11 protein-coding genes, 1 tRNA gene and 1 pseudogene are annotated in these 14,306 nt (G+C 71.0%); 10 read left to right on the forward strand and 3 right to left on the reverse strand.

All coding sequences use genetic code 11. From position 1 onward, the window contains the following. The 5 genes and pseudogenes from CVO76_RS10505 to CVO76_RS10525 form a co-directional block, all read left to right on the forward strand. Positions 1-493, forward strand: a pseudogene (locus tag CVO76_RS10505) (hypothetical protein); the annotation flags it as partial. A gap of 46 nt (positions 494-539) precedes the next feature. Beyond that, complete coding sequence (locus CVO76_RS10510) at positions 540-1,442, forward strand: metallophosphoesterase (protein WP_208739195.1); 903 nt, start codon at positions 540-542, stop codon at positions 1,440-1,442. A gap of 109 nt (positions 1,443-1,551) precedes the next feature. Further along, complete coding sequence (locus tag CVO76_RS10515) at positions 1,552-3,375, forward strand: ABC transporter ATP-binding protein (protein WP_133081200.1); 1,824 nt, start codon at positions 1,552-1,554, stop codon at positions 3,373-3,375. After that, a complete protein-coding gene (locus CVO76_RS10520) occupies positions 3,372-5,231 on the forward strand; it encodes an ABC transporter ATP-binding protein (RefSeq protein WP_208739196.1) in 1,860 nt (619 codons plus the stop codon). Before CVO76_RS10515 ends, CVO76_RS10520 begins: the two co-directional genes overlap by 4 nt. A gap of 101 nt (positions 5,232-5,332) precedes the next feature. After that, positions 5,333-5,406: transfer RNA gene (locus CVO76_RS10525), tRNA-Pro, on the forward strand. A 65-nt stretch (positions 5,407-5,471) separates the two neighbouring features. Here CVO76_RS10525 and CVO76_RS10530 read toward each other — a convergent pair. Further along, positions 5,472-6,473, reverse strand: coding sequence for a hypothetical protein (locus CVO76_RS10530; protein WP_208739197.1), 1,002 nt, complete (start codon positions 6,471-6,473; stop codon positions 5,472-5,474). A gap of 353 nt (positions 6,474-6,826) precedes the next feature. Between CVO76_RS10530 and CVO76_RS10535 the strand changes: the two genes are divergently transcribed. Beyond that, the gene (locus CVO76_RS10535; RefSeq protein WP_208739198.1) at positions 6,827-7,855 is read left to right on the forward strand and encodes a DMT family transporter; all 1,029 of its coding nucleotides are present in this window, start codon (positions 6,827-6,829) and stop codon (positions 7,853-7,855) included. Between the two features lie 21 nt (positions 7,856-7,876). On the opposite strand, the gene CVO76_RS10540 is transcribed toward CVO76_RS10535, so the two are convergent. Then, positions 7,877-8,776: a phosphoribosylaminoimidazolesuccinocarboxamide synthase gene (locus tag CVO76_RS10540; protein WP_208739199.1), complete on the reverse strand. Its 900-nt coding sequence runs from the start codon at positions 8,774-8,776 to the stop codon at positions 7,877-7,879. Next, positions 8,773-10,065, reverse strand: coding sequence for a phosphoribosylamine--glycine ligase (gene purD, locus CVO76_RS10545; RefSeq protein ID WP_208739200.1), 1,293 nt, complete (start codon positions 10,063-10,065; stop codon positions 8,773-8,775). Before purD ends, CVO76_RS10540 begins: the two co-directional genes overlap by 4 nt. Positions 10,066-10,166: 101 nt before the next feature. Here purD and CVO76_RS10550 point away from each other — a divergent pair, with 101 nt between their 5' ends. From CVO76_RS10550 to CVO76_RS10565, 4 genes are all read left to right on the forward strand, one after another. Next, a complete protein-coding gene (locus CVO76_RS10550; RefSeq protein WP_208739201.1) occupies positions 10,167-11,828 on the forward strand; it encodes a molybdopterin-dependent oxidoreductase in 1,662 nt (553 codons plus the stop codon). A gap of 108 nt (positions 11,829-11,936) precedes the next feature. Then, positions 11,937-12,941, forward strand: coding sequence for an asparaginase (locus tag CVO76_RS10555; protein WP_208739202.1), 1,005 nt, complete (start codon positions 11,937-11,939; stop codon positions 12,939-12,941). A 9-nt stretch (positions 12,942-12,950) separates the two neighbouring features. Beyond that, positions 12,951-13,316, forward strand: a complete 366-nt coding sequence (locus CVO76_RS10560; protein ID WP_133081208.1) for a sterol carrier family protein — start codon at positions 12,951-12,953, stop codon at positions 13,314-13,316. Beyond that, a partial coding sequence (locus tag CVO76_RS10565) for a DUF2079 domain-containing protein (RefSeq protein ID WP_208739203.1) occupies positions 13,313-14,306 on the forward strand: 994 nt, incomplete at its 3' end. The genes CVO76_RS10560 and CVO76_RS10565, both read left to right, overlap by 4 nt.

Below are 14,306 nucleotides of genomic sequence, written 5' to 3' on the forward strand. Positions count from 1 at the left end.
CGCGGACGTGGCGCGTGGCGTGAACTACGCGACGCAGCGCGTCATGACCAACGGCTCCGGGCAGCTCCTGGAGTACGGGGACATCCCCATGGCGGGCAAGACCGGCACCAACGACGCGCGTTCGCAGACCTGGTTCATGGGCTACAACTCCGGGATGGTGACCGCGAGCTGGGTCGGCAACTGGCAGGGCGAGGGAGACACCAGTTCGCTCGGCGGACTCGAGATCGGCGGGCAGGTGTACCCGGAGATCGACGGCTCGCTCATCGCGGCCCCGTCCTGGGCGCGTTTCATGCAGCAGATCCCCGGCCTGTACGTGGGGGCGCCGTTCGCCAACCCGCCCGCCGGGATGATCAGTGGCCAGCGCTCGACGAACCCCGGCCGGAATTCGGGCAACAACAACGGCACCAACAGCGGTGGCACTGGCACTGGCGGTACCACCGGTGGTACCACTGGAGGACAAGCGGGCAACAGCGGCAACGGAGGCAACGGCTAGCGTGGAATCGACTCAGACAACCCGGAGCGGGGCACCGCTCGGCTGGATGGCAGGCCTCACCCTGACCGCCGCGGCCGCAACCCTCGCCTACGCCTCGGCTGTCGAGCGCACGCTGTACCAGCTCCGGGAGGAGACGGTACCCATCCTGCCGCCGGGCGCCGCTCCCCTGCGGGTCCTCCATCTCTCGGACATCCACATGGTGCCCGGCCAGAAGTCGAAGGCCGACTGGCTGCACAGCCTCGCCAGCCTGAATCCCGATCTCGTGGTCAACACGGGCGACAACCTCAGTTCCAAGAAGGCCGTCGGCCCACTGCTCGAGGCGCTCGAGCCCCTCCTGAAGGTCCCGGGCGTGTTCGTACCCGGATCCAACGACTACTACGCGCCGGTCTTCAAGAACCCGCTGCGGTACTTCGCGGGACCGTCGATCCCTCCGAAGAAGTCGAAGGCGCAGGATCTGCCCTGGGCCGACATGTTCAGCGCCTTCGGTGCAGCCGGCTGGGTGGACCTCACCAACAGGTCCCAGTCCGTCGGCTTCGGGAACCTGCGGATCGACTTCACGGGGGTCGACGATCCACACCTCGACCGGGACAGGTACGCGCCCTACCCCCCGGGCAGCAGCACCTCGGCGGACGCTCCCCACATCCGGGTGGCCGTCGCTCACTCGCCCTACCAGCGCGTCCTGGACTACTTCACCGCCGGCGGCGCCGATCTCATGCTGGCCGGCCACACGCACGGCGGGCAGGTGTGCATCCCGGGCTACGGGGCGCTCGTCAGCAACTGTGATCTGCCCACCTGGCGTGCCCGCGGTCTCACCCAGTGGGACTCCGACGGCCGCACCGTGCCACTGAACGTGTCGGCCGGCATCGGGACCTCACGCTTCGCTCCGGTCCGCTTCGCCTGCAAGCCGGAAGCCGTGCTGCTGACGCTGACTCCCCGGACGGCCCGCTAGCCCCGGCATCCTGCCGGCTTCTTCCCGACGTGTGAGCTGGGTTACAGCCCTCCTGGCCTAGGATGGTTGCTGAAGGACACCAACAAGCACCGATCACCGAAGAGTTGGCATGACGAACCAGAACACACTGTGGGAATCGCTCGGACGGCTCTATCCGCACGTCCGGCCCATCATCCCCCGGCTGCTCCTCGGCCTGCTCTGCGCCCTCGGGGCGAGCGTCATGGCGCTCGCCATCCCCCAGGTGCTGCGCGTCCTCATCAATGACGCGCTGGCGGAGGGAGGATCGGCCCGGACCGTCTGGATCGCCTCCGGCGTCGTCCTGCTCCTCGGCGTCCTCGAAGCCACGTTCGTCGCGTTGCGCCGGCAGTTCGTCATCGCCCCGGCGACGACGGTCGAGACGAACATGCGGACGTCCTTCTACCGCCACCTGCAGGACCTGACGATCGAGTTCCACGACCGGTGGGGCAGCGGGCAGCTGCTCTCCCGCGCGATGAGCGACCTCAACCTGATGCGTCGGTGGATGGCCTTCGGCCTCATCATGCTGGTGGTCACCTCCCTGACCGTGGTCATGGGCGTGGTCGTCATGTTCCTGACCAGCTGGGCCCTGGCACTGATCTTCGTCGCAGCCGCCGTGCCGCTCATGGTGTACGGCTACCGCTTCCGCACCTCCTACAGCCGCGTCTCCCGCAAGAGCCAGGACCAGGCCGGGGACCTCGCCACGACGGTCGAGGAATCCGTCCACGGCATCCGCGTCCTCAAGGCCTTCGGGCGCAGTCGTGAAGCGCTGGAGGACTTCGAGGAGCAGGCCGAGGAGCTGCGCCGCACGGAGATCTTCAAGGCGAGATCGCTCGCGAACTTCTCCATGGTGGTCACCCTGCTGCCCGAGCTCGCCCTCGGCGCCTCCCTGGTGGTGGGCGTGACGCTGGCCGCGAGCGGCGACGTGTCCATCGGCGCGCTCGTCGCCTTCTTCGCGACGGCGGCCGCCGTGGCCGGACCCGTCGAGTTCATCGGTCCGCTGCTCGCCATGACCTTCACGGCCAAGACGGCGATCGACCGGCACTACGAGGTCATGGAGTCCGAGAACACCATCACCGATCCCGCCGAGCCGGTACACCTCGAGGCGCCGCGGGGGGACGTGGTGTTCGACGCCGTCCACTTCCGCTACCCCGACGCGCAGGACGGCACCGGTGATGTCCTGGACGGCATCGACCTGACGCTGCGGGCCGGGGAGACGATGGCACTGGTCGGCGTCACGGGCTGCGGGAAGAGCACCCTCCTCCAGCTCGTCCCCCGGCTCTACGACGTCACGGGCGGCAGTATCAGCATCGACGGTGTCGACCTCCGCGAGCTCGCCCTCGCCGAGCTGCGTACCCTCGTGGCGGTCGCCTTCGAAGACACGACGCTCTTCTCGAACTCCGTCCGCGACAACGTCCTGATGGGCTCCGACACCGAGGGCCCGGAGGCGGACAGCGTGCTCGCCGAGGCACTCGAGGTCGCCCAGGCGCAGTTCGCCTACGACCTGCCCGAGGGGCTCGACACCCTCATCGGCGAGGAGGGCCTCAGCCTGTCCGGCGGCCAGCGCCAGCGGATCGCCCTCGCCCGGGCCATCGCGGCCCGGCCCACCGTGCTGGTGCTCGACGATCCGCTCTCGGCGCTCGACGTCGCCACGGAGGAACGCGTCGAGGAGGGGCTGCGCGCCGTCCTCGGCTCCACCACGACGCTCATCGTGGCGCACCGGCCGTCGACGGTCGCGCTGGCGGACCGCGTGGCCCTGCTGCAGGACGGGCGCATCACCGACGTCGGCACCCACTCGGAGCTCCTCGCGCGCAGCGACCACTACCGCTACGTCATCGCAAGCCTCGACGACGAGGAGATCGCACAGCTCGGACGGTCGGTCCTGTCCGACCACGACGACGAGGAGGCACTGGCATGAGCCGCACCACGACGACCCCCGGGGGCGATCCGCCCAGGAACGGGAAGGGCGCCACCTCCGCCGGAGTCCTCAACGAGGACGACGTCCTCCTCGACCGCGCGCAGAGCAGATCGGTCCGCTCGAGGTCCTTCCGGCTGCTCGGGTCCCTGATCCGGCCGAACCGACGCCAGTTCGTCTGGACCGTGCTGCTCGTGGTCATCTCGCAGGCCGCCCGGGTGGCCGGCCCGGCCTTCATCGCCTTCGGCATCGACCGGGCGCTGCCGGCCCTGATCGACGGCGACCCGCTCCTGCTCTGGGTCGCCGGCGGCACCTACCTGCTGGCCGCCGTCCTCGCCTCCGTCCTCACGGCCGGCTACGTCCGGGCCACCGCACAGCTCAGCCAGGCCATGCTGCTGGACCTCCGAGTGCGCGTGTTCCGCCACACCCAGCGACTGAGCCTCGAGTTCCATGAGAAGTACACGTCGGGACGCATCATCTCGCGGCAGACCTCCGATCTCGAGGCGCTGCGCGAACTGCTCGACTCGGGCGTCAGCTCCCTCGCCTCGGGCGCCATCTTCATGCTGTTCACCGCGGCCACCATCTTCGCCCTCGACTGGCGGACGGGCCTCCTGATCCTGGCGGCCGCCGTCCCCATGTTCCTCCTGGCCCGCTGGTACCAGAAACACTCCCAGATCGCGTACCGGGAGTCCCGCGTGGTCTCGGCGAAGCTGATCGTCCACTTCATCGAGACCATGACCGGCATCCGCGCCGTCAAGGCCTTCCGCCGCGAAGCGGTCAACGGGAGGCGCTACGACGAACTGGCCGAGGACTACCGCAGGGTCACCGTCCGGTCCATCAACCTCAACGGCGTCTTCCAGCCCGGACTCGTGCTGATCGGCAACGTGACGGTCGCCGTCGTGCTGGTGTTCGGCGGTTTCCGGGTCCTCGGCGGCACCCTCGAGGTGGGCGCCCTGCTCGCCCTGCTGCTCTACAGCAAGCGGTTCTTCCAGCCGGTGGACCAGATGGCCATGTTCTACAACTCCTTCCAGTCGGCCGCCGCGGCGCTCGAGAAGGTCTCCGGCCTGCTCGAGGAGGTACCGACCGTCCGCCCGCCGAAGAACCCGGTGGCGCTCCCGCATCCGCGCGGTGCGATCGACTTCCGGAAGGTCGCGTTCCGGTACGGGACCGGACCCGTGGTGCTGCCCACCATGGACCTGTCCATCCGCGCCGGACAGACGGTCGCGCTCGTCGGACAGACGGGTGCGGGCAAGTCCACACTGGCGAAGCTCATCGCCCGCTTCTACGACGTGTCCGAGGGCGAACTCACGCTCGACGGTGTGGACCTGCGGGACCTCGCGCCGAAGGACCTGCGGCGCGCCGTCGTCATGGTGACGCAGGAGGCGTTCCTCTTCAGCGGCTCGGTGGCGGACAACATCGCCCTCGGCAAGCCCGAGGCCACGCGGGAGGAGATCGTCGCGGCGGCCCGGGCCGTGGGCGCGGAGGACTTCATCCTCGAACTCCCCGAGGGCTTCGACACCGATGTCAACAAGCGCGGCGGCCGCGTGTCCGCGGGCCAGCGCCAGCTCATCAGCTTCGCCCGGGCGTTCCTCGCGGATCCCGCGGTCCTCATCCTCGACGAGGCGACGTCCTCCCTGGACATACCGAGCGAGCGCCTCGTGCAGGAGGGCCTGCAGAAGCTCCTCGGCAACCGGACGGCGCTGATCATCGCGCATCGCCTGTCCACCGTGGCGATCGCCGACCGCGTGCTCGTGGTGCATGACGGCAGTGTCGTGGAGGACGGGACTCCCGCGGAACTCATCGGCGGTACGGGCCGGTTCGCGACCCTGCACGCGGCCTGGAAGGACTCGCTCGTCTGAGGAGCCGGCCGCGGCTGCGGTCCCGGTTTTCCTCGCCGCGCATCCTCGGCTATTCTTGGACAGTTGCTGTTCGGGAGGTTCCCGCCTTCCGTCCGCGACACCGGGGTGTGGCGCAGCTTGGTAGCGCGCGTCGTTCGGGACGACGAGGTCGCAGGTTCAAATCCTGTCACCCCGACCGTAGTCACCACGAGAAGGGCCCGTCGGCGGAAGCCGGCGGGCCCTTCTCGTCGTGGTCCCGGTTCAGCGTGCGTCGACCGTCACGACCTCGTACCCGTCGGGATCCACTGCCCCGAACTTCGCGTTGGCGAGCGCCAGGGTGCTGCCGAAGAGCGCCACCGTGGTGGGGACGTCGAACAGCGGACTCGTGATGACGTCCTCGACCTCGCCGGCGGAGAGGTCCTTCGCCAGGTCGATCCTGCTGACCTGGTTGATCCGGTTCTGGACGGCGTAGACGGTGTCGCCCTTCGCGAGGATGCCGTCGACGTTCGGCAGCGGTGCTGTCGTGATGACGGCGCTGGCCCCGGTCTCCGGGTCCACGGTGTAGATCGCCTGGTTGGCCGAGTGCGCCACGATCAGCGTCCTGCCGCGGTCCACGGAGGTGATGCCGTTGAGGTTGAAGGCCGGTGCCGGTGCGACCTCCGCTGCCGGCCCGCTGAGCTGCAGTGTGCGCGGCTCTCCGAGCGTTCCCTTCTTCCCGACCGGGAGGAAGTAGAGTTCGGCGCTGCGCGAGTTCGTGAAGTAGGCGCCGTCCTTCGTGAGTGTGACGTCGTTGATGAACGCGCTGCCCGTGGTCAGCTCGATGTCGGCCACCGTGGCTCCGGTCCGCGTGTCGTAGACGTACGCATGGCCGGTTCCGCCACCCGCGACGAACAGCAGGTCGTTCCTCACATCCGCCTTCAGGCCGACGGCCGCCCTGCCCTCCGGCGCGTCGATGAACAGTTCCGCCGTTCCCCGGCGAATGTCGCCGCGGAAGATGTCCCCGAGGCCGAGGTCGCCTGCGTAGAACGTGGATCCCCTGCCCGCCGCGATCCCCTCGGCCGACGACGCGCCGGGCAACGGGATGCTGAGGCCCTGCTGCCTGTGCGACGCGCTCTGCGACGACGGTCCGGGCGACGGCGGGGCAGCGACGGCCCCCGCGGCCGGCAGCAGGAGAGCGCCGATGGCGAGGACGGCGGCGGCGGCGCGTACGGTGCCCCGCCGGGAGGCCGACGGATGGGATGTGGTCCTGGTGGTGGTTCTCACTCTGTGCTCCTCGTTGGTTCGGCGCTGGAGCGGCCCTCCACGGGTTCCGCACAGCGCTGTGTCGGAAGGGATCGTCGATCATCGTGAACTGCGGCCGGGGCCCGGTGCCGGCCTGAACTGACCGGGCCGTAACCATAACGCTCCGGTTGCCACCATCGTCCCCGGATCGCCCGGTGAAGGACCGGCCGGCCTGTCTCCCGGTACTCTGGTCTACCAGTGCGGAGCCGCCGGAGCCCGTCACCGCGGTGCACGTCGCACCGCCGTTCGAAGGGAAGTGGCGTGCACGAGGCACACCCGGAGTACGCGGCCGCGGCATCGCCGGCCGGTAGCACCGTCCAGGAGGGGGACGCCCTGTGAACCGGGACCGGATCGTCGGCCTCGGTGCGATCACCGCCACCTCCCTGCTGTGGGGGACCACGGGAACCGCAGCGACCTTCGCCCCCTCGGCCGGCCCGTTGGCGATCGGCGCAGCGGCCCTGGGCATCGGCGGACTGCTGCAGGCCCTGATCGCCGTCCCGGCGCTGGCGGCGGCCCGCGCCGCGCTGCGGACGAACCTGCCCGCCGTCCTCCTCGGCGCCGTCGCCGTCGGGATCTATCCCCTCGCGTTCTACAGCTCCATGCACCATGCCGGCGTCGCGGTCGGCTCCGTGGTGTCCCTCGCCTCGGCGCCCCTGGCCTCGGGAGTCCTCGAACGGCTCATCGACCGCCACCCGTTGAGCAGGTGGTGGATGCTCGCCGCCGGTCTCGGCGTGCTGGGCAGCGTCCTGCTGTGTCTGTCGAAGGTGCAGGGCCCCGCCGCCGACGCTTCATCGACCATCCTCGGCACGGGCCTCGGCCTGGTGGCAGGGGCCACCTATGCCACGTACTCGTGGGCCGTCCACCGCCTCATGGCCCGGCGGATCAGCCGGGCAGCCTCGATGGGTTCGGTGTTCGGCGGCGGCGGTCTGCTCCTGATGCCGGTCCTCCTCATCACGGGAGCCCCGCTCGTCGCCACCCGCGAAGCGTTCCTGGTCGCCGCCTACATGGCGCTCGTGCCCATGTTCCTCGGCTACCTGCTGTTCGGCTTCGGCCTCGCACGGGTCTCGGCGAGCACCGCGACCACGGTCACCCTCACGGAACCCGCGGTCGCCGCGATCCTCGCCGTGGTCGTCGTCGGGGAACGCCTCCCGGCCCTGGGCTGGACGGGCCTGGGCATCATCGGCGCAGCGCTGCTCGTCCTCGCCGTGGCCCCGACGAATGCGACGGCACCCGGGGACACGCGGTCGGCGACGACGCCGCCCGATACGTCCCCGGTGCCCGGGGACACGCGGTCGCCGACGACGCCGGTCCGTCCCGCCCCTGCGCGCGAGGCGCCGACGGGGAGCCGTCCGGCGCGGCGCTGAGCCCCGGGCGGAGCGGACGCGTCAGGCGAAGGTGCGGCCGGTCAGGCGTTCGTAGGCCTCGATGTACCGGGTGCGCGTGCGCTCGACGACGTCGTCGGGCAGGGCCGGTGGTGTGGACCGCCGGTCCCAGCCCGAGGCGTCCGAGGTCAGCCAGTCGCGCACGAACTGCTTGTCGAAGGACGGCTGCGCCTGCCCCGGCGCGTAGAGGGCGGCGTCCCAGAACCGCGAGGAGTCGGGCGTCAGCACCTCGTCGCCCAGCGTGATGCGGCCCGTCGCCGGATCGAGGCCGAACTCCACCTTGGTGTCCGCGAGGATGATCCCGCGCTCCCGGGCGATCGCCTCCGCGCGGGTGTAGATGTCGAGCGTGAGCGACCGCAGTTCCGCGGCGGCGTCGTCGCCCACGGTCATGACCACGGCGTCGTAGGTGATGTTCTCGTCGTGCTCGCCCACCTCGGCCTTGGCGGACGGCGTGAAGAGCGCCGGTTCGAGGCGTGATCCGTCCACGAGCCCGGCGGGCAGCGGCAGGGAGCAGACGGTCCGTGACTCCCGGTACTCGAGCAGTCCGCTCCCGGTCAGGTAGCCGCGTGCGATGCACTCGATCGGGTACATGGCGAGTTTCCGGCAGATCATGGCACGCCCCTCGACGGCCGCGGGGACGCCGCCTGCCCCGTCGGAGGCGAGCACGTGGTTGGGGATCCCGGCGAGGCGTTCGAACCACCACAGGCTGAGCTGCGTCAGGACGCGTCCCTTGTCCGGGATCTCGGAGGACAGGACGTGGTCGTAGGCGCTGATGCGGTCGCTCGCGACCACGAGGACCACGTCGTCGCGTCCGTCCTCCGGCTCGTAGAGGTCCCGGACCTTGCCGGAGTAGACGTGCCGCCAGCCCGGGAGCTCGACGTGTGCCGGGGCGAAGGTGCTCATGCCGGTGCCGCCGCGGGTCCCGTGACGGTGACTTCGGAGCGGGAGGCCCTGAGCGCGATGTCCGTGCGGAACTGGCCGCCCTCGAGTTCGATCAGCGAGAGGCTGTCGTAGGCGGTGGTCCGCGCGTCCGCCAGCGAGTCCCCGAGCCCGACGACGGCGAGCACGCGGCCGCCGGCGCTGACCACCTTGCCGTCGCGGAGCGCCGTGCCGGCATGCAGCACGTGCGCTCCGTCGACCTTCGCGGCCTTCCTGAGGCCGCGGACACGGCGACCGGTCGCGGGAGCATCGGGGTAGTTCTCGGACGCGAGCACGACTGCGACGGCGGTCCTGGGCGACCACTTGAGCTGGTCCACCTGGTCGAGGGTTCCCTTCGCGGCAGCGAGCAGCACCCCCCCGAGCGGTGTGGACAGCCGGGCGAGCACCGCCTGCGTCTCGGGGTCGCCGAACCGTGCGTTGAACTCGATGACGCGCATGCCGCGCGAGGTGAGGGCGAGGCCGACGTAGAGGACGCCCGCGAAGGGCGTGCCGCGGTGTGCCATCTCGTCGATCACGGGTTGCGCCACGCGGGACACGACCTCGTCCACGAGGCCGGCGGGAACCCATTCGAGCGGCGAGTAGGCGCCCATGCCACCGGTGTTCGGACCCCGGTCGCCGTCGGCGATGCGCTTGAAGTCCTGCGCCGGTGCGAGCGGGACCACGGTGCGCCCGTCGGACAGGACGAACAGGGAGACCTCGGGCCCGTCGAGGTACTCCTCGACGACCACGGTGCCGCCGGCCCGGAAGCACGCCGAGGCGTGGGCGCGGGCCTCGTCGAGGTCGTCCGTGACGACGACGCCCTTGCCCGCGGCGAGTCCGTCGTCCTTCACCACATAGGGAGCCCCGAAGGTGCAGAGCGCCTCGTTCGCCTCCTCGTCCGTGGCGGCGACCCGTGCCATCGCCGTCGGAACCCCTGCGGACGCCATGACCTGCTTGGCGAACGCCTTGGACGCCTCGAGCTGGGCAGCAGCCTTCGTGGGCCCGAAGACGGGGATCCCGGCGTCGAGCAGGGCGTCGGCGACGCCGGCGGCGAGCGGGGCCTCGGGGCCGATCACCACGAGGTCCGAACCGAGCCGTCGGGCAAGGTCCGTCACGACGGCGGGATCGTTCGCGTCGATGTCGTGGGTCGGCACGTCCGCCGCGATACCGGCGTTGCCGGGGGCCGCATGCACCTCGCCGACGAACGGGTCGGCCAGCAAGGCCCGGACGATGGCATGTTCGCGGCCTCCGGGGCCCAGCACAAGTACCTTCACAGTAGGACAGCGTACTGGAGGGGCCCGCGCCCTCCCAGCGTGCGGGCCCTGTTACGCGGGGCCCTACCCATACCCTTCGCGGCCTTCTCCGAATACTTCGCATGAGTAACTCGACCGGGCCCCGCCGCGGCATCGCCCTCCTCGCCGCCCTCGCCGGGATCGTCGCCGCCGGCGTGGTGCTTGGTGTCGCCGAACTCGCCGGCGCCTTCTTCCGGGCCAGTGCCACCCCCGTCATCGCGATGGGCTCCACCTTCATCGACTTCACCCCGCCGTGGCTGAAGGACTTCGCGATCGCCACCTTCGGCACCCATGACAAGCTGGCGCTGCTCGTGGGCATGGCTGTCACCATCGCGATCCTGGCAGCCGTCCTCGGCGTGGTCGCCTACCGGCGCTGGGCACTCGGTGCCGCCGGGGTGATCCTCATGGGCGCGATCATCGTGGCGTGCGTCCTCACACGTGCCGGTGCCTCCCTTCCCGACGCCGTCCCCTCGGTGGTCGGCACCGTCGCGGGGCTGCTCGCCCTGCGCCTGCTCATCGCCCGTCTCCGCCACGCCGCCGTCGTCCCCGCCGCCGATTCCGGGACACCCGCTCCTGCGGGGATCACGGGAACCGGATCCCCCACCGACACGACGGACGGCGTCGTCCACCCGTCCGGCAGCCGGTCGGCAGCCACGGCCGCGAAGCCCGGCGGTACCACCTCCCGCCGCGGCTTCTTCGCCGCCGCCGGGGCCACCGCCGTGGTCGCTGCCGCCGCCGCCGGCGGTGGGCGGCTGCTGTCCGGAGCGCGCAACAACATCGCCGCCCTCCGCGACAGCCTGCAGTTCCCCGCGCCCGCGAGCCCCGCGCCGGCCCTCCCCGCCGGCGTGCAGTCCCCCGTCCCGGGCGTGACACCGTTCGTCACCCCGAACGGAGACTTCTACCGCATCGACACCGCGCTCAGCGTCCCGCAGCTCACCACGGACGACTGGGTGCTCCGCGTGCACGGCATGGTCGAGGAGGAGTTCGAGCTGTCCTTCCAGGATCTCCTCGACGCGGACCTGATCGAACGCCACATCACCCTGACCTGCGTGTCCAATCCCGTGGGCGGCTACCTCGCCGGCACCGCGAAGTGGCTGGGCTACCCCCTGCGGGAGGTACTGGCGCGTGCCAGGCCGCTCGACGGCGCCGACATGGTCCTGTCCACCAGTTCGGACGGCTTCAGTGCCTCCACCCCCCTGCCCGTCCTGCAGGACGACCGCGACGCCATCCTCGCCGTCGCCATGAACGGTGAGCCGCTGCCGGTGGAGCACGGATTCCCCGTCCGCATGGTGGTCCCCGGGCTCTACGGCTACGTGTCCGCCACCAAGTGGGTGGTGGACCTGGAGGTCACCCGCTTCGCCGACAGGACCGCCTACTGGACGGACCGCGGCTGGTCCGAGGAAGGCCCCATCAAGACGATGGCCCGCGTGGAGGTGCCGCAGTCCTTCGCATCGGTGGATGCCGGCACGGTCATGATCGGCGGTGTGGCCTGGTCGCAGCAGCGGGGGATCACCGCGGTGGAGGTCTCCGTGGACGGCGGCGACTGGGAAGCCGTGGATCTCGCGGCCGAGGCATCCGTGGACACGTGGCGGCAATGGTCGTACGGCGTTGATCTCGAGCCCGGACTCCACACCGTACGGGCTCGGGCCACCGACGCCGCCGACGGCCTCCAGACCGACCAGCGCGCGGACACCGTGCCGAACGGCGCCTCGGGCTGGCAGTCGGTGCAGTTCACGGTCAAGTAGGCCTCCGATGCACGGAAGGCTCCGGGGCCCGCACCCACCGGATGACCGTCCCCTGCGGTGGGCGCAGTCGTACCGGGACGACGGCCCCTGATGGGGAATACTGGGACCATGCCCTCCACCTTCACCACGGCTGACGCCGTCGACTTCGCCGTCCTCGAACGCAACGGCTTCATCGAATCCCGCCACGTCGGTGCAGCCGTCGTCCTCGCGGCGGACGGTTCCGTGGTCACCGGACTCGGCGACATCGACAGCCCGGTCTTCCCCCGCTCGACGCTCAAGCCGTTCCAGGCGCTCGCCAGCATGAAGGCGGGCGTACCGCTGCGCGGCCCCCAGGTGGCCCTCGCCGCCGCGAGCCACGTCGCGAGCAACGAGCACATGGAGGTGGTGCGCACCATGCTCGACGCCGCGGGCGTCACCGAGGACGACCTCCAGTGCCCCGAGGACTGGCCGCAGGACGAGGAGGCCCGCAACGACCTCGTGCGCAGCGGCAAGGGCAAGCAGCGCATCGCCTTCAACTGCTCGGGGAAGCACGCCGCCTTCCTGTGGGCCTGCACCGAGAACGGCTGGGACACGGCCACCTACCTCGAGCCCACGCACCCGCTCCAGCGCTCCGTGGCGTCGGTCATCGAGGAGTACACCGAGGAGTCCGTGGCGGCATGGGGCATCGACGGCTGCGGCGCCCCCGTCGCCGCGGTGTCGCTGAAGGGGCTCGCCCGCGGCATCGGCAGGATCGCGAAGGCGCCGTCGGACAAGCACGCCGACGCGCGTGCGGCGACGATCGCCACGGCGATGCTCGACTACCCGTGGGCCGTGCACGGCAACGGCATGGAGAACTCGGTGGTCATGGAGGACCTCGGCGTCCTCGCCAAGAGCGGGGCCGAGGGTGTCCTCGTCCTCGGCGCGCGGAACGGTGCATCCCTGGCCCTGAAGGTCCTCGACGGCAATGCCCGTGCGGCGACCCTCGTCGGCCTGACGCTGTTCGCCGCATCGGGGGCGATCGACGCCGAGAAGGTCGGCGCGGTCCTCGAGAAGGTCGTCCCACCGGTCCTCGGCGGCGGACGTCCGGTCGGCAGCCTGCGGCTCGCCGCCCCGGTCCTGGCCCTGCTCGACTAGGGCCAGACCATGGCGCGACGACGCATCTCCGCAGAGGACGGCCACCGGGCCCTCACACGCGTGGCCGAGGGCTCGGCCGGCCGACCCGAGCTCGCGACCGCCGTACGGTTCACGCTGGAGGAGCTCGCCGGACTGGCGCCCGGCAACAGCGTCGAGGTCCGTGTGCCGCCCTTCGGCGTCACGCAGTGCGTCGAAGGGCCGCGCCACACCCGCGGCACCCCGCCCAACGTCGTCGAGACGGACGCCGCCACCTGGCTCGCCCTCGTCACGGGAACGACGACCTGGCCGGAGGCCGTCGCCGCGGGCAAGGTCGCGGCGTCGGGCCAGCGCGCCGACCTCGGTGCCTGGCTCCCCCTCTTCGGACGCCGCACATGAACAGGGACGGCACGGACACGACGGCGTCCACCGCGAGGGACATGCCTCCCCGTGCCGGGGACCGCCCGGGTGCCCGGCGCAAGAACCTCGTCGCGGCACTCCGGAGCCGGCCCGCCGGGGCGTGGGCGACCGGCCTCGCGGCCACCCTCCTCTACACCCTCTTCTCCGTCACGCAGTGGTACCGGCTGGACTCACCGTCCTGGGACCTCGGGATCTTCACGCAGCTCGCGAAGGCCTACGCAGCGCCCGGCGCCCCGATCGTCCCGATCAAGGGCGAGGACTTCAACCTGCTGGGCGACCATTTCCATCCGCTGCTCGTACTGCTCGGACCGGCCTACGCCCTCGCGCCGTCGGGCCTCACCCTCCTGGTCGTGCAGGGCCTGCTGTTCGGCCTGTCCGTGGCGGTGGTGGCGCGGACGGGGATGACGCTGCTCGGGCGCGCCGCGGGGATCGGGGTGGGGATCGCCTACGCCCTGTCCTGGGGCCTGCAGTCCGCGGTGGCGGCGCAGTTCCACGAGATCGCGTTCGCCGTCCCCCTCCTCGCGCTCAGCCTCGAGGCGGTGCTGCTGCGCCGCGTGCTGCCCGCCGTGGTGTGGGGCGGGCTCCTCGTCTTCGTCAAGGAGGATCTGGGGCTCACCGTCATCGCCCTGGGACTGGTCCTCGCATGGCGCCTCCGCACCATCGCCGGACTGTGGCTCTCCCTGTGGGGCGCCCTGTGGCTCATCGTCTCGGTACGCGTGATCCTCCCGGCACTCAACACCTCCGGCCAGTACGACTACTCGGACCGCATCGACGTGGGTGGCATGATCGCGGACCCCGCCGGCGCCGTCGTCGACCTCGTCTCCGGGACCGCGAAACACGAGACGCTGCTGCTGCTCCTGCTCGCCGGTGGTGCCCTGTTCCTCCGTTCCTCGCTCAGCCTCGTCCTGCTGCCGACGATCCTGTGGCGGTTCGCCTCCGGCCAGGAGGGGTACTGGGGGATCTCCCGAC

This window comes from Arthrobacter agilis (genome assembly GCF_002953615.1).
Classification (GTDB): Bacteria; Actinomycetota; Actinomycetes; order Actinomycetales; family Micrococcaceae; genus Arthrobacter_D; species Arthrobacter_D agilis_B.

What these genes read in the sequence shown, in the direction of transcription:
- CVO76_RS10520 (WP_208739196.1), top strand. Translation starts at nt 3,372, where the DNA reads ATGAGCCGCACCACGACGACCCCCGGGGGCGATCCGCCCAGGAACGGG.
- CVO76_RS10550 (WP_208739201.1), top strand. Translation starts at nt 10,167, where the DNA reads ATGAGTAACTCGACCGGGCCCCGCCGCGGCATCGCCCTCCTCGCCGCC.
- CVO76_RS10540 (WP_208739199.1), bottom strand. Translation starts at nt 8,776, where the DNA reads ATGAGCACCTTCGCCCCGGCACACGTCGAGCTCCCGGGCTGGCGGCAC.
- CVO76_RS10555 (WP_208739202.1), top strand. Translation starts at nt 11,937, where the DNA reads ATGCCCTCCACCTTCACCACGGCTGACGCCGTCGACTTCGCCGTCCTC.
- CVO76_RS10560 (WP_133081208.1), top strand. Translation starts at nt 12,951, where the DNA reads ATGGCGCGACGACGCATCTCCGCAGAGGACGGCCACCGGGCCCTCACA.
- CVO76_RS10515 (WP_133081200.1), top strand. Translation starts at nt 1,552, where the DNA reads ATGACGAACCAGAACACACTGTGGGAATCGCTCGGACGGCTCTATCCG.
- CVO76_RS10510 (WP_208739195.1), top strand. Translation starts at nt 540, where the DNA reads ATGGCAGGCCTCACCCTGACCGCCGCGGCCGCAACCCTCGCCTACGCC.